Genomic DNA, 21,043 nt, shown 5'->3' with positions numbered 1-21,043 from the left:
TAAAGGATCTAAGTCAGATATATAGTCATGTAGCAGTGTTGCGAACTAAATCATTCTTTTATTTGCAAATCGATAAACCGCAATGTCACAAAGCCGAATTGGGGGATTGTTATATTTGTCTGCAACCGCCCCGCCCCCTTATCGACAGGCGATAATTCACGGATAGTATCACCTTTTAAGTCTACCTGCTCTATTTTATCCACACTACAGTTCCAGGTCACTTCACGGGAAATTTCGCGGGAGGATGTATTATAGATACGTACAAGCAGATTGCCGTTCTCCACGACCATAGAGGTTATTTCCAGATTGTCACCGATCGTTTCGAGTATTGATCTTTCCTGTTGTTCAGGGGAACCCGACGTGAATTGTGCGACCATTGGTTCATTCCATTGACTGCTCGCTTTTTCCACCTCTCCCCTCTCCCAGTCGCCGGAATGAGGCAGAAGCGCATACCGGATTTCGGTGGGGCCATGGATACTGTAATCTCTCCCCCATAAAGCCCTACCGGTATATTGCACAGTTAACCCCAATGGCAAACTGTCTGATTGCAAATAACTCGTAGCATGATCTGAAAAGAGTGCAACTCCATAATCCTGCTCCTGACCGGTAATATCCACCCAATTCAGGATCACATTGTGCTTGATAGTGTCCCAGCTTGAATAAAGCGTATTGTCAAGCTTACTTTCGGTGACATCAAACGGTGCGTTCTTATATATCTTCCGGCCTATATCACTGAACGGAAACCGTACATGAAGCTTATAGTCATCATTATAAAAAGCCTTATTCCGGTCAGTGGCTTCATAATTATCGCTCTGGTCATACGCACCAATCCGCGGCTGCCCATCCCAGTCGATATGCAGGGTAAAATCAATACGGGGATTATTTTCATAAAAAGTGATCAGTTGATAATAGTTATGCCCGGCAATTTGGTTTTCGACTTTTACACGGGTAAATAACTCTCCCTCTTCCATCACTGAGACTGTAGCCTGGTTTTCTGATCCCTCATAAAATCTGTCCTCCTTATAAAAAAAGCCTCTCAGGTCGTTCAGGTATTTCCCGTTTTGGACCAATTGTTTGTTCCCCTTCTTTTTATCGATCAGGCTTGTGATCGTACCACCATGCGCAGGATCAATAATTACTGAGTAATAGTCTGTTTCTATTGCGAGTTTTTCTGAAGATGTGAGTTTCTCTGAGGAAAGATCCAGCTCTTTTTTAGAGGGCAGTTCCTTATCACTCTGTTTCAGCCAGTAAGTAGCATAGCCCATTCCCGGCACCGATGCTTCAAAGAACAGTGTTACCTCTCCGTCAACACTTTCTGATAATTGATGGGGTACAGGCTTACCCTTGGCATCAATGACTACTATCTTCCGGCCTCGAAAATGTTCCGGAAGAATCAGGGCGACCTCTTCTTTACGTGCCGATCCCAGCGTATTATATACACGGATATATTCAGTATTATTCGTCCTGGCAAAGAGGTTTGATATCTTTTCGGACGCGATTTGATTTGTAGCTTCAGTCCACCGGACTACTTTATCGGCCCAGGTATCTCCCGGCCTGCCGTTATAGGGAACAATCCAGCAGTCGTGGTGTTGGGCAAGCATCAACGTCCTCCATGCTTCGGCAAAATCCTCTTCCGGCCAACTCTTGCCGTTGAAGAGATAATCCATTGCAGCCATCTTTTCTGCAGTGACGAGCAGGTTCTCACTCTCCCGCACCTGTTTGGCAATTTCCTGCACCACTTGTGCACCCCACACCAATCCCGGTTTGATATCTTCCTGCGTGAAATGCCAGTCTTCCGGTTCCACCTTTCCTTTTATCATTTCAAAATAATTGGTCCAGGTAGTATATCGCGTAGGCTGGTATTCACTGCGCCACGGACCTCCGTCCCATCCCGCATCCTGAAAACACATCCCTACCGGAAACTGTATACCATTGGCAAAGCATTTCTCAATGAAACTGTTGGAGTTGGTCCACGATTCGGTCTGCCAGGTCGATTCCGTAGATAACTCTTCAACAGCATATCTCGGCACAGCCGGAATAGAAGTCCCGTCAGGCCCGATCCAGTTTACCAGGTTCTTTCCAAAAGCACTGGTATAACCTCCCCAACATGTATTAGGGTTTCTCAGTACCGCGTACTTATAACCAAAACCTTTCAGTATCTGCGGTAAACTACTCGTGAAGCAGGGCTCTTCCACGGCATAAGTCACGAAAGAGGCACTTGGAAAATACTCCCGGGTCTTTGCCATACCGTAATGGAATTGCCGGATAATACTCTCACCCGAGATATTATAACAGTATGGTTGTGACCAGGTCGGGTTTACAAACTCTATACGTCCCGACGGACCCTCTTTTTCAAAATATGCCTGGAATGCCTTAAAGTTCTCCGCGTCTGTCACACTGATCGTATCCCAGGTCTCGGGCTCGATCTCCAGATTGATTGCCCAATCAGGATGTTTCTCCAGTTGCTCTACCATGAATCGTGCCTGCCACTGCGGGTAATGACCGTAGATACCGCCATGATAACCATCGGTGAACCATGCGGTCTGTGACAACACAGGTATTTTCACCAGTAGAAAACAAAACAGAATAAAAACTGACAACCTATGTTTTTGACTTAAATTTTCAAGTACCATATCGTTTCTTTTACAGGGATTACAATCCAATCAGATTTTCACTAAAACTATCTTTCTCTTTACCGGTTGGTTTATCTCATAGATCTTCGTAACGAGCATATCCATTTCCGCCTGCCGCGTTTCACGAAACGATGGATGCATCATCCGGGCATAATTATCCCTATGCATTCTCAGCCATCCGTTGTTACCCGTTTCCTTATCAAGTGCTTCAAGCGATGCACGGTTATTGGCAAACAGCAATCCCCTTTCCTGAAAAAAGCCGAATTGTATCCAGGCATAGTCCCGGAAATTTCTCTCAATCTCCCACCGCACTTCATTCAGATGCATAATCGACAGAGCCTGCTGGTATTGCGGTGTTTTTGTTTCTGCCGCCAGGTTCACCCCTTTGTTCAGGTCGTCAGACGACCATGTCCCGATCTCTTCTCCATCAATGAACATCTTGTAATCACCTTTCTCTAAATCGGAGACTTTAATTACCTCCTGATTCATTTCTTCCATAAATGGTATATATTTCATTGCGTCGGCCTGTGATTTTTTTGCGTTCCATCCACGCGGAATGGTATCTAACGGATAGGGTAACGAATAAGCCAGGTAATCAAAAGAGAGTGTCCCTTCATTTCCTCTTATATTGGAGATTTCACAGTTTGCCGACCGGACAACCGACTTTTTGGACGCATTCACCTCAAAGTCCGATACTACATTGGAATCCAATCCCTGCTCCTTGAGAAAGAAGTAAGCCATCACCATGTGTCCGTCATTTTCAGGATGAATCCGGTCAAGACCACAAAGGGTGAATCCCGGATCGTTCACCTGGAACTTTTGGTTAATGGCTGTCATAGGGGCGTTCAGATCCAGAAATTCCCAGTTATTCTCTTCTGCTGATTTCTTCTGAAATGCCACAATACGCTGCATCACGTCATTTTTCCCCCTCAGAGCAGTATTACCATCAATCTTAGCAGCTCCATCATACGGAGATCCTCCCATCATCACGATCTTTGTACCGGAGAGCCCTTTCAACCGACCTTCCAGCAGCTTGAAATTTTCATAGGTTTCCCGGTATTTTTCTTCGCCAAACCTGGCTCCGTCATCTCCGTTATATTCCTGGTATCCCGAATCGTTCATTCCGAATGTAACGACCAGCGTAGTGGGATTCTTACTGAACACGTCACTATCTAAACGTTTATACATGTCAAGAGCCGTATTGCCACCGATCCCTGCATTCAGTATACGCAGATCCCTGTTTGGAAACCTTGTCATATAATAGAGCCAGATAAATGAGTGATAGTGCCCTCCATCTGTAATACTGTTTCCCAGAAAGACAACCCTTTCCCCTTCCCCGAACTGGCTAACCGGTTGGGAGAACAAGCCAACAGCTATACCCAACGCGATAAAAACTGATGTAAATCTTTTTGTAATATTCATAGTAAATATCATTGTGACCCGAAGGATCTGTTTAACTAAAAAAATTTAACATAAGGTAATGACAGAAATAGTTCACTTTTTACTCCGACATACACAAATAATTCATGGTAGAGAGTAATTTACCCTCTTCTCCCCATTCTTGGTAATTATAAATATATTAAATAATGATTTTGCAAATATAAAGACGAAAAATACCCTTTCAAACGTAAAGTAGGTTTAAAAGTAAACGATTTTACAGTGAAAAATAAAATAAAACACTGTATATTATAATATTATAAAATACAAGGAAGATCTTTCTGGTAAACTGATTTGAAATGAACTTCTTTTTTATAGCCGCACGATTATGTTAAAAAAACCGACAGGCTGCAAAGTTTTGTTTATATTTGCAGAATAGTAGGATGCGCCTCGGAAAACTCAAGCAAGCTTGGCTTTTCTCTCAGGTTTCACTATATTTGCCGCTCAAAGTTAAGTGCCGGATGGAGTCATTTTCCGATATACAAAGTTTCAACCTCTTATTCAACGAATATCACGAACGTTTTATCCGTTTTGCGATAGGGTACGTGAAAGACAGGCAGACGGCAGAGGATTTTGTGTCTGAGGCTTTCGCGGTATTTTGGGAAAACAGGCGGCTGCTATCTCCCGACACCAGACCGCCGGCCTATCTTATGACTATCGTTAAAAACAAATGTCTTAATTATCTGCAACATCAACAGGTACAACAGCGTGTAACGGAAGACCTAAGAGATCATTCCGAATGGTTACTCCAAACAAAGATCAGTACACTGGAAGCATGCGAGCCCGATTTTCTGTTCTCCGGAGAGATACAAAAGATCATCGACTCCACATTGAATCAATTACCGAAGAAAACACGACGGATATTCCTGATGAGCCGTGTTGAAGGATTTTCATACAGTATGATTGCCCGAAAAATGGATCTCAGTCAGAAATCTATAGAATATCACATTTCGAAGGCTCTTGAGCTGCTGCGTGAATCGTTGAAAGATTTTATGTAACCACTGCTCATTATATAGAAGAGAATATTGTAACCAAAACAGGTACGCTGAGATCGAGTATGAATCCATGAAAAACAGAGATAACGGCAAATTCTTTCCCTGAAAATTTCAATATGATCGGGAGTGTGGTATCCATTGTAGTTGCCCCACCTACTGAAATCGGAGCCAGTTTACCGAAATATTTTACAAAAAGAGGGGCAAGCAATAATGCCATTATTTCACGGAGTATATTCGAAAGTAATGCAATGGTGCCGAGTTCCACCCCTTTGTATTCCGTTATAAAAATACTTGATAATGAATAATAACCAAAGCCGCTACCTACAGCCATGAATTCGATAACTGAGCGGCCGGGAAGTAGAAAGCCAATTATTGCACATCCCAATAGCGTACCCACAATCGTTGCCACTGGTAGCAAATAAAACCGTGGGTCTATTCTTGTGAAACGCCTGAGCGTATTGGAATCGTTACCCAAACTCAATCCAACACAAAACATCAAACAACATAATGCGTAAAAGCTTATATCATTGTCGACGACAGAAAGCGGAATAATTTCGAAATGACCGAAGAATACCCCCAGGGCAAAAAAAGAGACAATAATAAGACTACTCTTCATGAAGGCCTTTTCTCTTATTATTAATATGTTTCCAGAGCAATAATGCAGCCACAGCGCTACCAAAGACCGCAGCAAGGGTAATAATTAAAGCTTCCACCCCAATATTGGCCAGCCCGGATATTATTTCAGGATTACTACCTACCTCTAATCCGAGAATAAATAAAAGAAGCCAAATCAGCAGGATAATAATTTTTGAAATATTTCTGAATTCTTTTTTTCGTAACACGAATCCAAAAATGCCTCCCAATAGCATAAAACCAATTGCAATAAACATATTCAAAAAGATTTGTCTGTTATTTGTTTGAAACGAGTGTATTAAGCATATAAACAAAAGTAAATAAATAATCAGATATACCAAAGTCAACATAATTTTAAAAAAAATACTCATCCGTTTAGGGTAGTCGAATGTTGAAATGTTATATATAAAGACACAATTTTAGATAATGAATAAAGATCTATTATACCGTTTTTTTGAAGGTAATACGACACTGGAGGAAGAAAAACAGATTAGACAGTGGATAGACACATCTGAAGAGAATAGGATTACGTTCCTGCAGGAACGTAAAATATACGATGCAATATTATTCAGGTCTCCCGGTATCTCAAACACGAACAGAAAAAGGCGTACAATTGGGTATCATATCGGTGCGATTGCGGCGAGTCTATTCATCCTCATTGCGAGTGCACTGTATCTGCACACTCTGCGACAAGAGAATAACTCCTTGGACTATAATACACTTGTTGTCCCTGCAGGTCAACGCATCCATCTGATCCTTGCCGACAACACCGACATTTGGCTGAATGCCAATAGTACATTGCGTTACCCTACGGAATTTTCCAGGAAGGATAGGACTGTATATTTAGACGGGGAAGCCTTTTTCGAGGTAAGTAAGGACGATAAAAAACCATTCATGGTAAAAACAACTTCGGGAGACATTAAGGTAACCGGCACATCATTCAACGTAGAAGCTTATTCCAAACATGGAGGTTTCGAGACCAGCCTGTTCGAAGGAAGTGTGGAGATTTACAAGAACGATCATAAACTTACTACTCTCAAACCTGATGAAAGAAGCTACCTGAAAGATGGAAAACTATATGTGACCCCAATAACTGACATGGATAAGTATCTCTGGAAAGATGGTTTGATCGCCTTTAATAATAAAAGACTTGAAGATATCCTGCAGTCTCTCGAAAAATATTTTGATATCCGGATACAAATCTCTAACAGCTCGTTACCACAACGCACCTATACCGGAAAATTCCGGCAGTCTGATGGAGTGGATTATGCTTTAAGGGTGCTGCAGAAAAGTATCCATTTTTCCTACCAAAGGGATGAAACAACAGGGATAGTGTATATAAAATAACAACTATTCGGTTAAGCCAAATAAGTATAAGACAAACTGGTTTGCAGAAAACAACTCAGTTTGTTTGAATATACCATGGCGAAGAATAGTCTAACTTTAGTAAATTTAAAATGAAATGCCTATGTAGTAAAGTGATTAAGCAGTAGAAAACTAAAAAATCGGCAGGCGTTGCAGCGCCCACCGATCGGATGTTTTCGTTGACAAAGCCTAAAATTATCTAAGTATCAACTTAAAACAATTACAAATGTATGAAGAAAAACAATTCAATGGGTAGTCAATTAACCGAAAAAATACCCATAAACCATTTTTTATTGATTATGCGCGCAACCTTTATTCTACTATTTACCTGCATATTTTGTGCTATGGCGGAAGTCGGCTATACTCAAAACGCCAGGGTTACGATTAACAAGCGTAATACAACTCTCAAAGAGGTGCTAAACGAAATCGAAAAACAAACCGATTATCTTTTTATCTACAACAATGAGGTGAATACAAATGAAAGGGTGTCGGTCAGAGGAAAGCAGGAAGCAGTCTCAGAAATACTCAATTCCCTGCTCAAGGATAAGGATATTGACTACACTATGGAAGGAAATCATATTATCCTCTCTATCGGAAAATCCGAAGACAATGGTAAGGAAATAGTCACAACCATTGTCCAACAACAAAAAAAACAGATAACTGGAAAAATTACTGACGAGCAGGGAGAATCTATTATCGGAGCTAATATTGTGGAAGTTGGGACAACCAATGGAACGGTTACTGATATAGATGGAAATTTCACTCTTCAGGTAGAAAACGATGCCACAATTCAGGTCTCTTATATAGGCTATCTGGAACAGATTATCAGTGTAAGTGACCAATCCAATTTTAACCTGATATTGATAGAAGATACTCAAGCGTTGGAAGAAGTGGTTGTTGTGGGATATGGGGTTCAGAGAAGGGCATCTGTTACAGGTTCCGTTGCGTCCATTCAGGCTTCAGACATCACAAGTGCCAAAACAGCCAGCGTAACCAATGCGTTAGCAGGAAAACTCCCCGGATTACGCGCAGTTCAAAGAAGCGGTGCTCCCGGAGACGATGCCGCATCAATTGATATCCGGGGCTATGGAAACGCTTTGATTATCGTGGATGGCATTGAGCGGGATTTCAATCAAATAGATGCAAACGATATTGAGTCTATCAGTATTCTAAAAGATGCATCTGCAGCCGTATACGGATTTAAAGGGGCAAACGGAGTAATATTGGTTACAACGAAAAAAGGACAGCAGGGGAAGGCCAAAATAGACTATACAGGATACTATGGTTTTCAGAAAATCACACGATATCCGACACTGATGAACGGGTACGAATATGCGTTACTCTATAATGAGGCTCAACAAAATCTGGGTGTTAACGCTCCCTTTTCAGATGAAGACCTGACGAAATTTAAGAATGGCATTGGTACAACTGATTGGTTTAATGAAACTGTACGAAGCACTATGCCTCAAATGTATCACAACGTAAGTGTTTCTGGAGGAAGTGAAAAAGTTAAATACTTTTTTTCTTTGGGCTTAACAGATCAGGAAGGCATGTATAAATCGAACGATTATAACTTTCAACGATATAATGTCCGATCAAACATAAACGCTGAAATAACCAAGAGTTTAACTGTTGATCTGCAATTAAGTGGACGTCTTGATTCAAGGCAAAAACCCTATGAAGCCGAACCACTGACACGCAGCATACAAATGGCAAGGCCTATTTATTCAATTTATGCCAATGATAACCCTGATTACTGGCAGGTTCCCGGGGACAAAGGAAACCCCATCCATTTATCTGAAATAGACAATGTTGGTTATTCTAATAGGGACAGAAGGGTCTTTAACGGGGCAATATCCTTCAATTGGAAAATCCCTTGGTTACAAGGCCTGTCAGCGAAAGCCATGCTGGCATATGATTTTACTAACACGAACAATAAAAACTGGTATAAAGAATATTACGAGTATCTGTATGACGCTAGTACTGATACATATAATATAGCAGGGAGTCATACGATATCCGAACTAACCGCAAAGAATGAAAATTATTTCAAACCGACACAACAATATTCTTTAAACTACAATAACGAATTTGGAAGTCATGATATTTCAGCTCTATTATTATGGGAATTATATAATGATAGAACTGAATGGGTAGAAGCATATCGTCAATTCTCTATCAGTGCAATTGACCAGATTAATGCCGGAGATAAAGTCAATATAAACAATGGAGGAAATGCCTCAGTATCGGCTCATCAAGGATTTGTAGGAAGATTCAATTATGCCTATGCGAGCAAATATTTGGCTGAATTGAGTTTCAGATATGACGGTTCGTACAAATTTGCACCCGAGAAAAGATGGGGGTTCTTCCCCGCAATTTCTCTGGGATGGAGAGTTTCCGAAGAAAGTTTTTTTAAAGATAAATTTGAAAATGTTGAAAACTTGAAACTGAGAGGTTCATATGGAAAAATTGGTGATGAAGGGGATTTTGCTGCATACCAATATCTATCCGGATACACCTATCCAAATGGAAATTATGTGTTAGGCAGTGGTGGACTATCAAATGGAGCAAAGGATAAAGGAATGCCCAATCTGAATCTGACATGGTACGAGTCTACCACTTTGAACGTCGGCTTTGAAACATCTGTATATCAGGGGTTATTATCTCTGGAATTTGATTATTTTCAGAGAAATAGAGAGGGATTACTTGCTACCCGCCTGTTAACATTACCTACCACATTCGGAAAATCACTCCCTCAGGAAAATTTAAATTCGGATAATACAAAAGGATTTGAAATCGTCCTCGGCCATAGAAATAAAATATCAGACTTTACCTACGATATAAAAGGTAATTTTTCCGCTACCCGTTCTTCCTACGGTCATGTAGAAAGAGCTGAGTCCGCAAACATGTATGACAACTGGAGGAATAACACGAATGATCGTTTTAAATCCATCAGCTGGGGAAAGAAAGTTCTGGGTCAATTTCAGTCCTATGAAGATATTTTGAATTCACCTATACAAGATGGAAATGGAAATAAGTCTCTAATGCCGGGGGATTTGAAATACCAGGACTGGAATAACGATGGAATTATTGACGGGAAGGATGACCAGCCTATTGGGCATGGAGACAATCCCTGGATGTACTATGGTTTAAATTTATTCGGGAGCTACAAAAACATAGATGTTACATTATTTTTCCAAGGCGCAGCCGGGCACGAGGTCTTCACAAGTGGAGATTTTATGGATCCTTTTATTCAACAGGGATTAGGTAACGGGTTAAATCTCTGGATGGATAGATGGCATAGGGAAGATCCTTCGGATCCCTATAGTAATTGGATCCCAGGCTTTATGCCCGCCCTTAGACCTGCCGGTTTTCAAGCGAATACCAGTAATAATACATGGACAATGCAAAAAGCGAGTTATTTACGTTTGAAAACCCTTGAAGTGGGTTACTCGTTTTCGGATAACTGGATAAAAGTAGTTGGACTTGAAAAACTCAGACTATATGTAAACTCTTTCAATCTTCTGACTTTTACCAATAATACAGGTATAATGAAATACATGGATCCGGAAAACAGTAATGGCCATTTTAGGTATTATCCACAGATGAAGACATTCAATTTTGGTATCAATCTTACATTTTAGTATTATGAACAAAATATTTATTACATTTTTAGCTATTGTTTGTTTCATTAGTTGTAGTGATTTTTTAAATAAAGAATCGTTTGATATCATTACTCCGGAACAAGTTTGGAAAGAGCCTAAATTAATTAACAGTGTTCTGGTTAATCTATATGACGGATTACAAGTGGAAGACTTTAATTACTGGTATAGAGATGCATGGAGATTAATAAATCCCACATCAATGTCTGACGAAGCCCAAGGGTCATTCCAGAAAGATCCTTTATTTGATAATGGTAGTGCCACATATACCTACGAAGATGCACTGTTCGAACAAAAATTTTCTGATCGATATGTATTTATTCGTAATTGTAACGACTTCTTAGATCAATTGGAGGGGGCTGAATCATTATCTTCATCTCAAAAAGAGCAACTAAATGCGGAGGTAAGGTTTTTGAGAGCGATGCACTATTTTTCTTTGGTAAAAAGATATGGTGGGGTTCCACTTATAACTGCCCCACAAGTGTATGATCCTTCAAACCTTGAATCATTAGCTGTTAGCAGAAATAAGGAAGTAGAGATTTATGACTTTATTGTTAAAGAATGCCAGGCAATATCTGAAATTCTTCCTGAGATAAGACCCGAATCAGAAAAATATCGGGCAAATAAAGGAACCGCACTGGCTTTATGCTCAAGAGCTGCTCTCTACGCCGCTTCTATAGCGAAATACGGTACAGTTCAATTAAATGGCCTAGTAGGAATAGACCAAAGCGAAACTCAACGGTTTTATCAATCTTCTTATGATGCATCCAAGGCATTATTGGATATGGCCATATATTCACTTTATAGTAAAAATGTAAATGACAGAACTCAAAACTATTATGAGATTTTCATAAAGGGAAATGGGGATAACGGTGAATATATTTTCCAAAAGCAATACAATGTGGCAGGAGGAAAAGGTCATGATTGGGACAAACGCAATGCTCCATTTTCATACCGAGGAGGAGGATGGGGATGCGGGATGGCTCCCACCCTGGAAATGATTGAGACCTATGAATATATGGATGGTGCCAGCGGAGAACTAAAGATCAAAGAAAATGGAGTTCCCATACGATTCTCTGATCCTTATTCCCTTTTTGAGGGCAAAGACCCAAGATTATTTGCTTCGGTATATCTTCCGGGATCACCTTGTAAGGATAGTAAAATTGAATGGATTAGAGGAATTATTATTTCAGACACTGAGAGACATCAGGCTACGAATCAACCTGATGGAGGAAATACGGTGGAGGTGAATGGCGTTGTCTATAATACAAGTGGTAAAGATGGGGGTGCTGATGCAGGAGATGCCTCTAAGACAGGATTTTATCAGAAGAAATTCTGGGATGAAACGCTTACCGACATGAATATGGGTAAATCTGAAACTCCCTGGCCGGTTTTTCGTTTGGGAGAAATATATTTGAATCTTGCTGAAGCTGCATTTGAACTGGATAAAAAGGACGAAGCATTATCTGCCGTGAATAAAATCCGGGAAAGGGCGGGAATCGTTGAAATTTCAGAAATTTCAATAGAAAAGATTCGTCATGAACGAAAAGTAGAATTAGCTTTTGAAGGTCATCGTTATTGGGATATGAAGCGTTGGAGGATTGCCCATCTGGATGTCAGCCAGGGAGGATTAAATGGGTTCAGAGGCTCTGCACTATACCCATGGTTTGACATCAGGGATCAGAAATTTATTTTTGAGATTGGCACTAATACTCCAAAACAAACAAGGATATTTCTGGAAAAGAATTATTACACAAGGATTCATAATGAAGATATGAACTCTAATCCGAATTTAGTTCAGAATCCCGGATATACAAACTAAATGGTTTTATTTTAAATGTAGAAATAATATGAAGAAGAATATTATAATATCAGTATCTGTCTGTCTCCTGTTGATGTTGACAGGATGTATTCAGGGATTAGATAATTACGATGCTCCTAATGGTGGAATCAAGGGTCTTATTCTTGATGAAGAAACAAACAATCCCATACCATTACCAGTACAGGGATCCACAGGTGTTATTGTAAAGATGTATGAACAAAATACAAACGCGAAGCAGTCTGTAGATTTTTATGCAAAATATGATGGTAGTTATGAAAATTCAAAAATTTTCAATACCGAATATAAAGTTGTAGTCGACGGACCATTTGTTGAACCATGTGAAGGAACTATAAAAGTGAATGGAGCTACCTCTTTTGATCTCAGGACTACACCTTTCTCAAGAATTGAGGCCTCGGCAAATTATTCTGAGGGGATTATTACGATTCAATATGAAGTGAAACCAACCAACAATTCTTTTACGGTTGATAATGTTTTCGGTTATTGGAATTTTGCTCCCGGAGTGGATGATGGTGCAGCTAATTATGCTAAGAAAGTAACCACCAAAGACATTAAGGGACAAATATCATTCGATTTAAAGAATGACAATGTCTTTAAATCAAATGAATATAAAATCATCTCAAACGGGAATAAGATATATGTCCGGATTGGAGCTGCTATTAAGGGAAAAATCAACTATAGTACAATAATAGCGGTTCAACTTTAACATATATCTTTCAATGATTTAAAAAATACTTTCATAGTTGCATTATTTAAATCTGTATTTTAGAAAATACTCATTAATATTCAAAATCATCCAAATCAGGAAAAATATACTCTGGTTTGGTCACCTCTGGTAAGGGATTACCGATCAGGTCTGATCTCAGGACTTCCGGTCCATGTCTGGCCTGATCGGCTAATACTTCGGGTATTCGGATGAATGCGGAAAAAACGACACCGATACCAGCATGAGCGGCAAGGAAGTTTATGCGGTCCCTTACGGCACTAACAGGACAAGGGTGCGGAGAAGAAAAGGAGGTGAACTATTGAAATCAATTGAAATAAAAACATGATGCGAGAAACTCTTTTTTTTATAGCTTTCTTATTTACCTGCCTGTGCTACGGACAAGAGATAAAGAATGAACGTCTTTATGATTGTATACTGAGTTCACGTGATGGACATGGTGGAGAATATGCCTGGAAGATGAGAAGGGCAGGAGAAGTTCACAGTAAAGCGGAAGATGTTTCCACACCAAAGGTGTCTACAGACGACTGGATGCCGGCCATCGTCCCGGGGACCGTGCTAAACTCATTGGTGCATAATAAAATCTATCCGGAACCCTACTATGGTTTGAATAATAAACTGGAATCGAATCTAATTCCGGATATTTACCATGTAGGTCGCGACTTTTACACCTACTGGTTTCGTACCGAATTTGAAACGCCAACAGCTCATTTTAAAAATAAAAAAACGTGGTTACAGGTCGACGGCATTAATTATCGTGCCGAGATATGGCTGAATGGTAACATGGTTGGAAATATCGCCGGTATGTTTTATCAGGACCACATTGATATTTCTGATTATATTTATCTCGACAAAAAAAATATATTGGCAGTAAAGGTCTATCCTGTGGATGTACCAGGTACGATTAAATCAAAAGGTAAAAAAACTATCGGAGCATTGAATGATGAATTCCAGAACGGAGGAAACGGAGAAATTGGGAAAAACGTCACACAACTCATGACAGTCGGTTGGGATTTCACCTATTTGGATGGTATCCGCGATCGAAATACGGGCATTTGGAAAGATATCTCTATTTATACAACAGGAAATGTTAGTTTACGCCATCCTTTTGTAAAGTCGGATTTATCTAAACCTGATTATAATGTCTCAAGACAGACAATATCCGTTGAAGTGATTAACCCGAATAACAATTGGACGATACAGGATGTTACAATTGTAGGAGAAATCAAGGATGAAAACGTGCGCTTTGAAAAGCAAGTCCAATTAGCCAGGGGAGAGCGAAAAGAGATATCTTTTAGTCCGGAAGAATATCCGCAATTGGTTTTAAAGAATCCACGTTTATGGTGGCCGATTAATAAAGGGAAGCAAGAACTCTACAACCTGTCACTAAAAATTCTGGATAAGGATAAAAATCTTATAGATTCGATCTCTACCCGTTTTGGCATACGTGAAATCACTTCCAATACGGATACTCCTGATAAATCCCGAACATTTTACATAAACGGGAAACCTATTTTTATAAGAGGAACAAACTGGCTCCCGGAAAACATGCTCAGAAACTCGGAAGAACGTACATATGCGCAACTTCGCTATACAGCTCAAGCCGGGATAAACCTGATACGTTTCTGGGGAGGAGGCATTACAGAATCCGATTATTTCTTCCAACTATGTGATGAATTGGGAATCATGGTCTGGACGGAATTCTGGATGACTGGGGATACCAAACATCCTGTCGATGAGAGTATCTATTACAATAACGTGACCTCAACAGTCAAACGGATTCGGAACCATCCCTCTTTAGCGTATTATGTTTCTTCCAATGAATCCACAGAAATGTCCTATACCGAAGCATTAATCCAGAACCTGGATGGAACCCGCGGATATCAAATGCAATCGGAGTGTTGTGGCGTTCACGATGGTAGTCCATATAAGCAGGTCAATATCATGTGCCATTACGAAAATACAGCTTCAGACAGAGGTAGTCGTATAGACGGCTTTAATCCTGAGTATGGTGCACCATGCCTGCCAACAGTAGAATGTTTACGTGAAATGATGGACGAAAAAGATTTGTGGCCCATTAATAAGGAGGTATGGGATTATTCGGATGGTAACGGATTTCATTTAATGACCGGAATGTACCGCGATATGGTAAATGAGTACGGAATTTCGAAAAGTATAGATGAATTTGCAGAAAAGGGTCAATTTGTGGGAGCTTTTAATTATAAAAGTATATGGGAGGTATGGAATTATAACAAATTGAACCAGGGTGACCGCTATTGTTCCGGATTTTTGTTTTGGTATCATAATCCCCCAATTCGTCAGGTTTGTTCGAGAATGTGGGATTGGTCGTTGGAACCGACGGCAGCACTTTATGCCGCACAAAATGCTTGTGAACCCTTGCACCCCCAATTTGATTTTTTGAGAAACACGGTTTCTGTAGTCAACGATTATTACCGATCTTTTACGAATTATAAAGTGCTGGCTGATGTGTATGATTTGAACGGGAAAAAAGTTTTCTCAAAAGAAATGACCGTGAATCTACCGGAGGATGGAGTTGCAAAAGATCTTTTTACGATAGATTTTCCACCAACTATTACGAGTGTTCACTTTATTAAGTTGAGGCTTCTGGATGAAAAAGGCACGGAAGTGGGCAATAATTTTTATTGGCGATCTAACTCGCATTACGAAGGACGTAAAACATTAACAGGGCCAACAACCTCCGGCTTTCAGGATTTATCAAAGTTAAAACAGACTAAATTGGAGATAAGCTATCGTGAACATAAAGAAGAAGAGTGTTATTTAATAGACATAGAGGTCAAAAATACTTCACGCACAATTGCATTCTTTACACAACTTCAACTTCTTGATGAGAATGATAAGCCAATACGTCCATCTTTTTATTCCGATAATTTCTTTTCACTGCTACCCGGAGAAAGAAAAGCAATTCGAATCGAAACAAACGCTCAGAAATTAGCCGCGAACTCAAAACTTATTTTAAAGGGATGGAATGTAAAAAAAGAAATTTACAATTTGCGTCACCACTAAAAAATTAGGATAACAATTACCACTACAAATTTTATAACTACTATAATTTTTGCTTATTTATGAAAAAAATTTATTCAATTTTTATTTTACTGCTTATTACAGTTTTAGCCGGATCCTGTAGTAATGCAAAACAACAGTCCTCAGAAGAGAAAGCTAAATTACCCCAATGGGCCATAGGACCTTTTGAACGTCCTGAAAATCCTAATCCTGTTATTTCTCCTCTTCCGACGAAGTTTTATTGCCCGATGAAGGGTGATACTATAAAATGGGAAGAAAGCGATACTTTCAATCCTGCAGCAACAGTAAAAGAGGGAAAGATCGTAGTGCTTTACAGGGCCGAAGACAATTCAGCTCAAGGGATTGGTAAGCGTACGTCCCGTATTGGGTATGCCGAATCGAAAGACGGCATAACGATGGAACGCCGTACAGAACCGGTGCTTTTCCCCATGGAGGATGCTTTCAAATCCATCGAGTGGCCGGGAGGTTGTGAGGACCCCCGGGTTGCCATGACAGAAGATGGGCTCTATGTAATGCTTTACACAGCATGGAACCGGGAGACGCCCCGTCTGGCCGTAGCGACATCCCACGATTTAATTCAATGGGAAAAGCACGGCCTCGCTTTTGGCAAAGCCTATAATGGGCGCTTCGAAAACCTGGCCTGCAAATCGGCATCCATTGTCACTAAAGTAAAAGATGGTCAATTAGTTATTACAAAATTGAATGGAAAATACTTTATGTACTGGGGCGAACATGCTGTATGTGCTGCCGTTTCTGACGATCTTATCAATTGGGAACCCGTACTGAATGAACAAAATGAATTGAAGGAAATCGCTAAACCTCGAAAAGGATTTTTCGATAGCAGACTGACCGAGTGTGGACCACCGGCAATTATTACTCAGGATGGGATCGTGTTGATGTATAATGGTAAAAATGGAGATGAAAAGGATGGAGATACAGATTATCCGGCAGGCTCTTATTGTGCCGGACAGTTTCTATTCGATCTCAATGATCCTTATAAAATATTGGATCGTTTGGATAAACCGTTTTTCTATCCCGATGCACCGTTTGAAAAGAGTGGACAGTATAAAGACGGGACCGTCTTCATTGAGGGACTAGCCTATCTCGATAATCGATTTTACCTCTATTACGGATGCGCCGATTCACATGTGGCTGTAGCTATTAATGATGCAAAGAAAAAGAATATGAACAAGTAACAATTATTTTTGAATTCTTTTACTCATGGAGTAAGCAGTTTGATATCGAATTTCGGTGAAAGTATAGGGTACAGGGTGGCAGGAAGAACTTTCTTGTTGCCCTGTACATATCATTATTCATACCGCTTAGAATAGATATTCTTCAAAATTGTATATTTTTGCAATGGTGTGAATAAAAAAATGGAAATTATAAATTTGCCGTTTGTTTCAGATGATGGGATATCCTTTCCGATGGCACGTAGTGCCTGAAAATGGATAATATCGATATTGAAAATCAAAAATATAAATTTATTTGTATGCACAAAAAATGGATCATTGTTTCACTTTTCATCGTGATCGCTTTCACGTTGAATGCCCAGAAACTCTCTTTTAAGAAAGACAGGACATTCAAGATCGTACAGTTTACCGACATGCATTACATGCATGGGAATCCGAAATCAGACACAACCCTGATGCTTATACCCAGGATACTGGATGAAGAGAAGCCTGATATGGTGGTATTTACCGGCGACATCGTAACAGGGAAACCGGTAGAGGAAGGTTGGGATGCCGTAACAAAATTCGTGATCGATCGCAAGATACCATTTGCCGTAACTTTGGGTAATCACGATCATGAACAGGGTGTAACAAGGGAAGAGATTGCTGATATTGTTACCGCCTACCCTTTCAACATCAACAGGTTGTCGGATGTCAGCAGAGGTAGGGTAATGGACAATGTGATTCCGGTCTATAGCAGTGAAAAACCACTGAAAGAAGCAGCTCTGATCTACTGTTTCGATACAGGAGCCTATTCCACGATAGATGATGTAAGTGGTTACGATTGGGTAACCACCAGGCAGATAGAATGGTATCGGGAACAAAGTATCCATTATACCGTCAAAAATAATTTCCAGCCGCTACCCGCCCTCGCCTATTTTCATATTCCGTTGCCTGAATACCGGTTAGCATTCAACGATGAAAAGAACGTACGCTATGGGGAAAGAAAGGAAGACGAATGCCCTCCCGGACTTAATTCGGGTATGTTCCTATCGATGAAGGAGATGGGAGATGTCATGAGCACATTTGCGGGACATGACCATGTGAACGACTATATAGTAAATTACTATGGCATAGCCCTGGTTTACGGGCATTTCAGCGGTTGGAAGACCACTTATACCCCTGAAATCAACGGAGCCCGCGTAGTAGTGCTCAAGGAAGGAAAACGGGCATTCGACACATGGCTCCACCAGTTAGATGGAACCATTCGGCACAAGGTTTCGTATCCGGCAGACTTTACCAATCCGGGGAAATAGTTTTTTCATAAAAGAAACACTTACTTATTCGGGGCAGAATTTATTTTCTGTCACCGAATATTCAATTGCTCAATTATATTAGGTATTTTGAGTCGCCTGCGCTCCTCGATTTCCAATTCTTGCAACGACATAATCCAAGTAAGTTTGTTTTCTCTTCGTATTGCTTAACAAAAACAATCATATCTGTTAGTTGGAATATTCTTCAAGATTACTTATATTTGCAACAGTATCAATCACAAATGGAAATTATGGATATACAATTTGTTTCTGATAAGAGAGGTAAACTCAAAGCCGTGCAGTTATCTTTAAAGGAATGGCGGAATATTGAAAAGAAATTGGAAGCTTATGAATTGAGTGAAAGCATAAAAGCCGGGTATAAGGAAATGGAACGGATTGAAAGTGGAGAATTGAAAGTAAAAAGTTTTGAAGACTTTATCAATGAACTTTAGAATTATACCCACTCCCAATTTCGAAAAAGAAGCTAAAGCACTCCAAAAGAAATACCCATCTTTTAAATCAGATTTAATGGTACTTGCTACCGCTTTACTCAAAGACCCTAAACAGGGAGTGGAAGTGTACAAAAACTGCTACAAAGTGCGTTTTCCTATAAAAAGCAAAGGAAAAGGAAAAAGTGGTGGTGGAAGGTTAATTACCTGCGTGAAAGTAACACAAGAGAAGATATACTTGTTGTCAGTTTTTGACAAATCAGAAAAGGAAACTATCACTGACAATTTTTTAAGACAACTCCTGAGCAAGTTAGATAAAAGTTAATCTAAACGGAGGATAAGACAGAATTATAACCAATGATGAAATTTAATTAAGTTAGCTATTCTAATGCTTGCATAAGTAGAATAGGTTGTTTCAGATGTTGAGTATCATTACACTTTCTATCCTGGTTCTGCTGAGCATCGTGCTTATCGTGATACTCACTTCCGTCACGAAACTAAACGCGTTTGCTTCGCTGTTTATCGTGGCCCTGTTGTTAGCCATGGTTGCCCTTCCCGATAAAGATGTGGTCCAAATCCTGAAAGAGGGGTTTGGGAGTACCATGGCATCCATCGGGTTTCTGATTATTTTCGGGGCGATTATTGCCGTGGTGTTGGAAAAGACAGGCGGTGCCATAAGCATCGCTAATTATATTTTATCGAAAACAGGGCACGGTAAAGCCGCTTCAGCAATGGGTATTACGGGATTTATTGTAGGATTGCCCATTTTTTGCGATTCCGGGTATATTATAATGAGTGGATTGGTAAAATCATTCAGCACGAAGGCCAAAATTGCATTGCCCTTTATCGCGTTTGTTTTGGCTACTTCACTCTATTCGGTGCACTGCCTCACTCCCACGCACCCGGGAGCATTGGCCGCTTCGGGAATTCTAAACGCGAATATCGGCATGCTGATATTGCTGGGAATACTTTTTGCCATTCCCGCTACCGTAGCCGCATTTTTTTGGATTAAATGGCAAACAAGGAAAAATACCTACGAAGAAACAGAGCCCTCGAAAGGTGAAATTGGGAACGAAGGACAATTGCCGCCGGTCAGTCTTTCGTTATTACCTATCGCCACACCGCTTGTTCTTATAGCAATTGGCTCTTTACTCGCGGTAATGAAAGTGCCTGAAAGTAATTTTGTATTGAAAGGATTGGCATTTATAGGGCAACCTATTATTGCCCTGTTGATTGGTACATTTTTATCGCTGTTTTTATTGAAAAACAGGGCGGTGAAAAGCATCAATTCAATCCTTGAATCCGCCATAGAAAAAGCAGGCCCGATTCTTATAGTAACCGGTGCGGGCGGGATGTTTGGCATGGTAATTAAAGAGACCGGCGTGGGCGCTTATGCCGGAGAGTTTTTTCTGCAAACAGGGTTAGGCCTTGCTGTTCCCTTTCTGATTGCTTCTATACTGAAAACCGCGCAGGGTTCATCAACAGTCGCGGTCATTACTGCGGCATCGTTCGTCGCGCCCATGCTACCTGCACTGGGACTGGATTCAGAAACCGGCAAACTTCTGGCTATGATTTCGATGGGTGCCGGCTCAATGATGGTGTCTCACGCCAATGATTCTTATTTTTGGGTGGTTGCCCGATTTTCCGGGATCAATTCTAATACCACGTTAAAAGTCTATTCTACGGCCACTATCGTGATGGGAATCGTTACATTCCTGTGTGTATGGTTGACTTCATTTTTTATATTGTGATAAAAT

At 40.3% G+C, this 21,043-nt stretch carries 15 protein-coding genes; 11 read left to right on the top strand and 4 right to left on the bottom strand.

The annotated features are described in order from the left end of the window. Positions 1–50: 50 nt before the first annotated feature. Both PSM36_RS05360 and PSM36_RS05355 read right to left on the bottom strand, forming a co-directional pair. Positions 51–2,633 (bottom strand): glycoside hydrolase family 38 C-terminal domain-containing protein, encoded by a 2,583-nt coding sequence (locus PSM36_RS05360; RefSeq protein ID WP_083710936.1) that lies wholly within the window; start codon positions 2,631–2,633, stop codon positions 51–53. 30 nt (positions 2,634–2,663) lie between these two features. After that, positions 2,664–4,049, bottom strand: a complete 1,386-nt coding sequence (locus PSM36_RS05355; RefSeq protein ID WP_394333051.1) for an SGNH/GDSL hydrolase family protein — start codon at positions 4,047–4,049, stop codon at positions 2,664–2,666. 482 nt (positions 4,050–4,531) lie between these two features. Between PSM36_RS05355 and PSM36_RS05350 the strand changes: the two genes are divergently transcribed. Next, positions 4,532–5,068, top strand: a complete 537-nt coding sequence (locus PSM36_RS05350; protein WP_026327198.1) for an RNA polymerase sigma-70 factor — start codon at positions 4,532–4,534, stop codon at positions 5,066–5,068. A gap of 10 nt (positions 5,069–5,078) precedes the next feature. Here the strand turns inward: PSM36_RS05350 and PSM36_RS05345 are convergent, their stop codons facing one another. Beyond that, on the bottom strand, positions 5,079–5,681 hold the full coding sequence (locus PSM36_RS05345) for a lysine exporter LysO family protein (RefSeq protein WP_019538941.1): 603 nt from the start codon (positions 5,679–5,681) through the stop codon (positions 5,079–5,081). After that, complete coding sequence (locus tag PSM36_RS05340) at positions 5,671–5,955, bottom strand: LysO family transporter (RefSeq protein ID WP_019538940.1); 285 nt, start codon at positions 5,953–5,955, stop codon at positions 5,671–5,673. The genes PSM36_RS05345 and PSM36_RS05340 overlap by 11 nt, the downstream gene beginning before the upstream one ends. Positions 5,956–6,124: 169 nt before the next feature. On the opposite strand from PSM36_RS05340, the gene PSM36_RS05335 reads away from it, so the two are divergent. The 10 genes from PSM36_RS05335 (at position 6,125) to PSM36_RS05285 (ending at position 21,037) form a co-directional block, all read left to right on the top strand. Then, positions 6,125–7,045 (top strand): FecR family protein, encoded by a 921-nt coding sequence (locus tag PSM36_RS05335; RefSeq protein WP_019538939.1) that lies wholly within the window; start codon positions 6,125–6,127, stop codon positions 7,043–7,045. A gap of 266 nt (positions 7,046–7,311) precedes the next feature. Then, on the top strand, positions 7,312–10,707 hold the full coding sequence (locus PSM36_RS05330) for a SusC/RagA family TonB-linked outer membrane protein (protein ID WP_076929501.1): 3,396 nt from the start codon (positions 7,312–7,314) through the stop codon (positions 10,705–10,707). A gap of 4 nt (positions 10,708–10,711) precedes the next feature. Continuing rightward, positions 10,712–12,547 (top strand): RagB/SusD family nutrient uptake outer membrane protein, encoded by a 1,836-nt coding sequence (locus PSM36_RS05325; protein WP_154670967.1) that lies wholly within the window; start codon positions 10,712–10,714, stop codon positions 12,545–12,547. A 28-nt stretch (positions 12,548–12,575) separates the two neighbouring features. Then, positions 12,576–13,271 (top strand): DUF3823 domain-containing protein, encoded by a 696-nt coding sequence (locus PSM36_RS05320; RefSeq protein ID WP_076929498.1) that lies wholly within the window; start codon positions 12,576–12,578, stop codon positions 13,269–13,271. A 342-nt stretch (positions 13,272–13,613) separates the two neighbouring features. Next, a complete protein-coding gene (locus tag PSM36_RS05315) occupies positions 13,614–16,334 on the top strand; it encodes a glycoside hydrolase family 2 protein (protein ID WP_076929495.1) in 2,721 nt (906 codons plus the stop codon). A gap of 59 nt (positions 16,335–16,393) precedes the next feature. Further along, the gene (locus PSM36_RS05310; RefSeq protein WP_076929493.1) at positions 16,394–17,548 is read left to right on the top strand and encodes a glycoside hydrolase family 130 protein; all 1,155 of its coding nucleotides are present in this window, start codon (positions 16,394–16,396) and stop codon (positions 17,546–17,548) included. Between the two features lie 296 nt (positions 17,549–17,844). Next, complete coding sequence (locus tag PSM36_RS05300; protein WP_076929490.1) at positions 17,845–18,840, top strand: metallophosphoesterase family protein; 996 nt, start codon at positions 17,845–17,847, stop codon at positions 18,838–18,840. 248 nt (positions 18,841–19,088) lie between these two features. Then, positions 19,089–19,289: a hypothetical protein gene (locus PSM36_RS05295; RefSeq protein WP_139298073.1), complete on the top strand. Its 201-nt coding sequence runs from the start codon at positions 19,089–19,091 to the stop codon at positions 19,287–19,289. Beyond that, on the top strand, positions 19,279–19,611 hold the full coding sequence (locus PSM36_RS05290) for a hypothetical protein (RefSeq protein WP_076929484.1): 333 nt from the start codon (positions 19,279–19,281) through the stop codon (positions 19,609–19,611). Before PSM36_RS05295 ends, PSM36_RS05290 begins: the two co-directional genes overlap by 11 nt. A 94-nt stretch (positions 19,612–19,705) precedes the next feature. After that, positions 19,706–21,037 carry a GntP family permease gene (locus PSM36_RS05285; RefSeq protein ID WP_076929481.1) on the top strand — a complete coding sequence of 444 codons (1,332 nt, stop codon included), beginning with the start codon at positions 19,706–19,708 and terminating at the stop codon, positions 21,035–21,037. The last annotated feature ends 6 nt before the right edge of the window (positions 21,038–21,043 follow it).

Origin of the sequence: Proteiniphilum saccharofermentans (assembly GCF_900095135.1) — a bacterium.
GTDB classification, from domain to species: Bacteria; Bacteroidota; Bacteroidia; order Bacteroidales; family Dysgonomonadaceae; genus Proteiniphilum; species Proteiniphilum saccharofermentans.
This window is presented reverse-complemented; position numbering and strand designations above follow the sequence as displayed.